This window comes from Maritimibacter alkaliphilus HTCC2654 (genome assembly GCF_000152805.1).
Lineage (GTDB): Bacteria > Pseudomonadota > Alphaproteobacteria > Rhodobacterales > Rhodobacteraceae > Maritimibacter > Maritimibacter alkaliphilus.
Window position 1 is genome coordinate 842,070 of the sequence record NZ_CH902578.1, and the last position, 7,018, is coordinate 849,087.

At 57.2% G+C, this 7,018-nt stretch carries 6 protein-coding genes and 1 tRNA gene; 2 read left to right on the top strand and 5 right to left on the bottom strand.

Annotated elements, in window-relative coordinates:
* Positions 1 to 41 precede the first annotated feature (41 nt).
* Genes RB2654_RS05250 through RB2654_RS05260 form a run of 3 tightly spaced genes read right to left on the bottom strand, consistent with a single transcriptional unit; the run spans position 42 to position 2,535 of the window.
* Positions 42 to 1,700 carry an ATP-binding protein gene (locus RB2654_RS05250; RefSeq protein ID WP_008329272.1) on the bottom strand — a complete coding sequence of 553 codons (1,659 nt, stop codon included), beginning with the start codon at positions 1,698 to 1,700 and terminating at the stop codon, positions 42 to 44.
* The gene (locus RB2654_RS23335) at positions 1,693 to 2,298 is read right to left on the bottom strand and encodes a hypothetical protein (protein ID WP_040884433.1); all 606 of its coding nucleotides are present in this window, start codon (positions 2,296 to 2,298) and stop codon (positions 1,693 to 1,695) included. Before RB2654_RS23335 ends, RB2654_RS05250 begins: the two co-directional genes overlap by 8 nt.
* A gap of 9 nt (positions 2,299 to 2,307) precedes the next feature.
* Positions 2,308 to 2,535, bottom strand: coding sequence for a hypothetical protein (locus RB2654_RS05260; protein ID WP_008329285.1), 228 nt, complete (start codon positions 2,533 to 2,535; stop codon positions 2,308 to 2,310).
* A 186-nt stretch (positions 2,536 to 2,721) separates the two neighbouring features.
* On the opposite strand from RB2654_RS05260, the gene RB2654_RS05265 reads away from it, so the two are divergent.
* Positions 2,722 to 2,795: transfer RNA gene (locus RB2654_RS05265), tRNA-Gly, on the top strand.
* 39 nt (positions 2,796 to 2,834) lie between these two features.
* The gene (locus RB2654_RS05270) at positions 2,835 to 3,857 is read left to right on the top strand and encodes an ATP-binding protein (RefSeq protein WP_008329286.1); all 1,023 of its coding nucleotides are present in this window, start codon (positions 2,835 to 2,837) and stop codon (positions 3,855 to 3,857) included.
* 208 nt (positions 3,858 to 4,065) lie between these two features.
* Here the strand turns inward: RB2654_RS05270 and RB2654_RS05275 are convergent, their stop codons facing one another.
* Together RB2654_RS05275 and RB2654_RS05280 are read right to left on the bottom strand one after the other, a co-directional pair.
* Complete coding sequence (locus tag RB2654_RS05275; protein WP_008329288.1) at positions 4,066 to 5,598, bottom strand: catalase; 1,533 nt, start codon at positions 5,596 to 5,598, stop codon at positions 4,066 to 4,068.
* Positions 5,599 to 5,735: 137 nt separating this feature from the next.
* Positions 5,736 to 6,992: a vWA domain-containing protein gene (locus tag RB2654_RS05280; protein ID WP_040885464.1), complete on the bottom strand. Its 1,257-nt coding sequence runs from the start codon at positions 6,990 to 6,992 to the stop codon at positions 5,736 to 5,738.
* Between the last annotated feature and the right edge of the window lie 26 nt (positions 6,993 to 7,018).

The window sequence follows — 7,018 nt, forward strand, 5'->3', positions numbered from 1 at the left end:
ACCCGACCAAGGAACCTCGAACAATGTCCGTTGCCCCCTTTTCAAGAGTATAGGGTACTGGCCGCTAAGGTTGCCATCCGGTTCATCCCTTCACGGACCGCTGTGATCGCATCCTGCGGGTCCATGAAGTGCCCATCATTGGCCATCTCAACTGACAGTGCGATCGAGTACTCTGCAAAAGCTACCTCGTAAGCCAGGCGCCGAAAAGCCGGATCCTCGATACCCCCAACCTTCAAGGCGGCAGCAAGTTGCGGATGTTCAACATTTACCAAAATGCTTCGCTCCGACGCCTCATACTTGGCCCGAGGTTCATGCTCTCCCATGTCTCTGAAATCGACACTGAAACCACCTCCACGTGACTTCTTCTTGCTGTCCATCTTCCGTTTTCCGGCCTTTTCTGCTCCGTCCGGATCAGCTTCATAGGTTGCGGCGGAATTCTCTGGATTTGGGTCTGGGTTTGGTGGTTTCGGCTTGTCATCATGGATATCAGACGGCCCGCCCTCATCAGAAATTTTTTTGGCTGGCTCATCGCCTTTGCCTGCCAGAATATCGAAATCTTCATCATCGGCGATGATCGAAGGTTTGTAGTCCCTCGCACCAGCAGTGTGAGCGATTACGTTCTGAATTTGAACTTTCCATTGCTGAAAGTCCTTGTTTATTAGGTCAGCAATAGCATCAGCTTCCTTTTGGAGCCGCTTGGTTTCTTCTTTCTGTTTTCTAAGACGCTCTTCTTCCTCTAATTCCTGCAAAACCAGCTCCAACTTCATGCCGACGAACGCCATGATTGCTCGAACGAGTTCATTCTTCGGGTTCAATTGCCCGGATCGGGACAAATCGAATGGTGGAATTGGTGATTTGTCGTGCGCCAAGTCGGGGACATCTATGTTTCCGAAAACGTAATTGGTAAACTGTCGCTTGTCCTGACCAGCTAAAGTGGATTCATGCAGAACACCATTAGAGGTCACCGCTATGCCCTGCTGTTCCTTCGCTAGTGGAGCCTTAGAGACTGCTATCCGAAGAGTCACGTCACCAAGTTGTTTGGCGAAAGGCGATTCAGACGCCTTGAATTCTTTTTCGAATCTAACTGACGGCTCCACATATTCACATTTGTGGGTGCCGACAAAAACGGTAACCCCCTTCCAAAACGCAATGTGTTTTTCAATTTCACGTGTGATTGCGTTAGTATCGATGCTCTTGAGATTTATATCACACACTTCAACGACGGTACCGTTTTGCTCGTCCGTCGGAACTTCTTCCTCAAGCACTCTGATCGGTACCGTTTCTGCAGATTCTGGCCTCTCAATATCAGCACGGTGCAGCTCGACGGTCGAACGCTTGCCGTTCTTCACCGTCGTGACACGTAGTAGATTGGCAATCCCAAATGCGGCCGACTTTCCGGTTCCGAACATGCCTCGCCCAGGACGCCCCGCCTTGGTATCAATATTCTCACCGTGCATAGTGAAATAGTTTTCAAGGTCGGTTAGGTTCATTCCCCTTCCGTTATCTTTTACCGTCATTCGCTTTTGACTTTGGTCGATGTTCACAGTGACAATTGGTGAGACATTGGTGTCGACGTATTGAAGGCCATTGGAGACATACTCCCAAGCAACCTGCCATTCGTGCTTGAACAGTGCTGAGCTTTGCAGCAAGTCTCTGCCAATATGCGACTTAACTTTTAGTGCATGGGTCTGCTTAGTCACGATCTCGCACCTTCTTTGCAATTTCATTGATTGCCTCTGACATTGTTTGGTCAGCAGCAAAAATATCCCTGGCGCGCTTTACACGCGAACGCCTTAATTCACCGACGATATAGTCATCGATGCGGAAGAATCTTTCCGCTTCGACAGGCTGAATTTCATCAATGAGCCCGTCTTTCCATTTCCTAAAGGCCGTTTCAGCTTGCATACGGCCTCTCTCGCGTGTCGCCCACGCCTGCTCCTTTTGAGACAGTCGGATCGACCCCTCTTCCGGATTCTCAAGCTGGTCAGAGTGTTCACGGCAAAACTGCAAGCCCGCTTCGGTTAGCAACCAACCGTCTCGTTCAGATCCCGTTAGCAGTCTCCCCATCTTTTCGGATGAGGCATCCCACAACCTCTTCCTAATGGTTTCGATATTGATCTGTTCGGGGTACTTACGCCAGCTGAAGCGTCCAGGGGCTAGTTCCGCTGCCTTGACAGCAATGTCTTCGGTATCAGCGTGCGCTCTAGAAGCGCCAGCCAGATACGCCGCGAGCACGGCTACCTGGCTATTAGTAAGTCTCCCGACTTCACTCGGTGCATCTTGAACTTTTCTCGCCATGCAACCTCTCTACAGCTTGAACTTTTGACCTGATTTCGATCGCGGCGACGCAAAGCGCCCCTCAACTTCGCTGACTTCTGCTCTCAGGGCCTTGATAATGCTTTTCACTTCGTCCTCCTCCCACTCGTAGAGAGAACGGTTGGAAAGATTGGCTATCCGACCAATCGCCTCAAGAGCCTTGTTTGTTCGACTCTCCGCAAGCTTTCGAAACTTCTCGCGCTTCTCACTGGCGACCATTGCAAGCCTTTCCTCAATTATTCCACGCCAAAGGTGGGGGTTTTGAGGAACATGTCAACGAGTATCGGTCGAAAAACTGAAAAATATGTCGTCAAATATGTGTCGAAATAGTGTTCGAAAACGCGTATGGGTTTGGGCAAAGGTGCTTGAAGAGGCTTGACAAACGGTGGTATTAACCAGCGAGTCGCGGGTGTAGCTCAATGGTAGAGCAGTAGCTTCCCAAGCTAACGACGAGGGTTCGATTCCCTTCACCCGCTCCATCGCTCGAGCCGCGAAGAAAATTTCTCCGAGGTCGTTTGATGATAGTGACTATCCCCAACAGCTTAGCGCCCCCTTCTATCCTGGCTTTCGCAGCAGAGTTGGATGGTTTGCCTGCGGCAGAACTCTACGAGTTTGACTTCGGTCGTTCGCGTTGGTTCCCGCCCTTTTCGATGTTGCTACTGGCCATCATCCTGAAGCGCTTTCGGGACGCCCACCCAGAATCCCGCTGCCGTGCACGGAATCACGAACACCACACCTACGCCGCGCATCTTGGTTTCTTTCGCTCATTTGGCCTGCAACATGGCAATTCACCCGGCGCAGCGCCTGGTAGTGACAACTACGTGCCAATCACACGATTAGACATCGAAGAGATCAGAAGAGAGGCTGTCGATCGCTGGGTTGAGGTTGGCGATGTATTAGAAGCAAAGGCGCGTGAGCTTGCGGGAGTTTTGACGAGGACGGATCAAGGCGCGTTGTTCGACACGCTGTCCTATTCAATACGTGAGATCATCCGTAACACCGTCGAGCACAGTGAAGCCCCGGACTTGCTCATTTGTGCTCAGTATTGGCCGACCAGGAACGAAGTTGAGGTCGGTATCGCCGACGCGGGCATCGGTATTATGAGGGGCCTCCAGCGCAATCCGAGTTTTGCGGATTTGGACGAACGGCAGGCTATTCAGACAGCACTCATGCCAGGCGTCTCAGGCAACCCCTTAGCTGGCACGGGTACCGATGTTTGGCAAAATTCGGGATATGGTCTCTATATGACAAACAGGATCTGTCGGAGTGGCGGCAAGTTCATGATTTGCAGCGGCAACGCAGCCCTACAGCTCACCGCTAACGACAAGATGGACTTGGCAGGCAACATGCCGGGAACAGCCGTCAGACTTCTTATCAACACCGACCGGTTACCTGACTTGAGAGAGCAGCTTCAGCGCTTCCACGAAGAGGGTCGAAGGGCTGCGCAAACGATAAGAGGTGCGAACACGAGCTTTGCATCAACCGCTTCTCAGATGCTATCCGAGGACTTTCAAGGCAATGAAATCGATGATGATTTTTGACATGCCCGACGCCTACAAACTGCCTATAGCAACGATCTAGAGCTGGGGCGAACCGATTGAAAAAAAAGTGGGAAAGTGGTTTCTGCCGTCAGCTTCCCAAGCTTAAGACGAGGGTTCGATTCCCTTCACCCGCTCCATTCCCCGACAGGCACGAAAAACGCCGCCACCCCTGCGGGCGACGGCGTATCCGTGGTGATCCAAGGGCGGCTTATTCGGCCGCGTCGCGGGTGTGGGCGATGCTTTCCGCCGAGGCGAGGCCTTCGGCGTCGGATTCGCCGCCCAGCTCGTCGCGCACCGCCTTTTCGATCCGGTTTCCGACCTTTTCGTCGATGTTGCGCCAGTAGTCGAAGGCGCGTTTCAGGACCTTTTCGCTGACCCCGTCGAGCAGATGACCCGAGACGTTCGACACCAGACGCTCGCGCGCCGCGTCATCCATCACGTCGCGCACGAGGGCATGGGCCTGTGACCAGTCGTCATCGTCGGGGCGCAGCTTGTAGGCTTCGCGCACCATCTCGCCGTCGGCCTCCCACAGCCCCGCTTCGTGCTTTTGCGGCTGGGCGGCGGGGCCGCCGTAGGAATTGGGGGCATAGACCGGGTCCGACACGTTCACGGTGCGCCCCTCGCCATCCTTGGAATAGCTGTGAACCGGGCTTTTCGCCGCGTTCACCGGGATCTGCTTGTAGTTCACGCCAAGCCGGGCGCGGTGCGCATCGGCATAGGAAAACCCGCGCGCGAGCAGCATCTTGTCCGGCGACAGACCCACACCCGGCACCATGTTGTTGGGCTCGAACGCCGCCTGTTCGATCTCGGTATGGAAATCGGTCGGGTTCCGGTGCAGCACCAGTTTGCCGACTTCGATGAGCGGATAGTCGGCATGTGGCCAGACCTTAGTGAGGTCGAAGGGGTTGATGCGATAGGTCTTGGCGTCCTCGTAAGGCATGATCTGCCAGCTCAGGGTCCAGCTCGGATGGTTCCCGTCGCGGATCGCGTTGAACAGATCACGGCGGTGGTAATCGCCATCGGTGCCCGCCAGTTTGTCGGCCTCGTCCTGTGACAGATAGGCGTTGCCGTCGCCCTGATCGGTGTGGAAGTGGAACTTGACCCAGAACTTGTCACCTGCGTCGTTCACCAGCGAATAGGTGTGCGAGGAATAGCCGTTCATCTCGCGCCAGGTGCGCGGGATACCCCGGTCGCCCATGAGATAGGCGACCTGATGCGCGCTCTCGGGGCTGAGGGTCCAGAAATCCCACTGCATGTCGTGGTCGCGCATGTCGTTGTCGGCGCGGCGTTTCTGGCTGCGGATGAAATGCTGGAACTTCATCGGGTCGCGGATGAAGAAGACGGGCGTGTTGTTGCCCACCATGTCGAAGTTGCCCTCCGCGGTATACATCTTGACCGAGAAGCCGCGCGGGTCGCGCCAGGTGTCGGGGCTGCCACGCTCGCCCGCGACGGTCGAGAACCGGACCAGCGTGTCGACCTTGGCCCCGGGCTGGAACAACTTGGCCTTCGTGTATTTCGAAACGTCGTTCGTGACTTCGAAATAGCCGAAGGCGCCACCGCCCTTGGCATGGGGCTGGCGTTCCGGAATGCGCTCGCGGTTGAAATTGGCCATCTGCTCAAGAAGATAATGATCGTTCAGAACGATGGGACCGTCGGAGCCGATGGTGAGCGAATGTTCGTCGCTTTGCACCGGGATACCGGCATCGGTGGTGGTCGGGGGGACAGATTTGTCCTTGGTCATGGAAACGCCTTCCTGTTGCGAGATGGATCGTCTCGGAAACAGGTGGGCTGGCGCTTATGTTCCATCGCGCCCGACTTCGTCGCGGGCCTCGGGTCTGGCGGCATTGATCCACGCGCGCCATCGCGGCGATGCGCCCGTCAGAGAGCGGCCATCAACCGGGCCTTCTCGCCCGCGTCGTCGGGGTGGGACAAGGCCTGCGCCAGCGCCTCCAGCGAGGCGATGTTGTGCCCCGCGCGAAAGGTGTCGACATGGGGCAACATCGCGCGGATGCCGGCCGCCTTGGGCGCGAAACCTTCCCACCTGAGAAGCGGGTTGAGCCAGATCACGCGCTTGGCCGACAGGTGCAGACGCTCCATTTCCTTCGCCAGTCGGTCCGGGTCGTCGCGGTCCAGACCATCGGTGATGATGAGCACGACCGCCCCCTGCCCCATCACCCGCCGCGACCAGTCGCGGTTGAAGGCATGAAGGCTTTCGCCGATCCGGGTGCCGCCTTCCCAATCCTGCGCCTCGGCCCCGGCGGCGGCGAGGGCTGCGTCGACGTCGCGGGTGGCCAGATGGCGGGTGATGTTGGTGAGCCGCGTGCCGAAGGTGAAGCCATGCACCTTGGCCCAGCCCGCGCCTTTCTGGTTGGCGACGGTGTGAAGGAAATGCAGGACCATTCGGCTGTAAGACGACATCGAACCGGAAATATCGCAAAGCACCACCAGATTGGGCCAGCGAATGCGCCGTTCCTTCTTGGCCAGATCGCGGATTTCGCCCCCCTGCCGCATCGCGTCGCGCATCGTGCGCCGCCAGTCCGGCAACCGCCCGTCGAGCGCGGCCTTGGTCCGGCGCGATTGAAGCGGTTTGACCGGGAGCGTGAGGCGCGCGAGCAGGCGCTTGGCCTCGGCCACTTCCGAGGTCGACATCTGTTCGAAATCGAGCGTGCGCAGCCGTTCCTCGGCGGACATGGTGAGCGAGGCATCGACCTCGATCTGGGTCTCGTCGGTCTCCTCCTCGCCCTGGCCTTCGGGCCTTTCGGGTTCGATCCCGTCGAGAAGCGATTCCGCCGCGCGTTTTTCGGCCGGTTTCGCCGCGCGATCCTCCTGCACCCCGCGCACGGCGGGCAACATGAGCGACATCATGTGTTCGAGGTAGCGCGGATCGCGCCAGTAGAGCCGGAACACCTGATGGAACACGCGCCGTTCCTCAGGCCGGGACACGAAAACGGCGTGGAGCGTCCAGTAGAAATCGGTCTTGGAGGTGAAGCCGACGGCGGCGACCGCCCGCGTCGCCTCCAGCACCTTGCCCGGTCCGGCCTTCAGCCCCGACTTGCGAAGCGCGCGGGCGAAATGGGTGATGTTCGCCGTGAGCTTGGGGTTTTCCGGCAGGTCGAGGTCGGGAAGGCCCTCCATGTCAGGTTTCGAACCGGCTTGCGCCG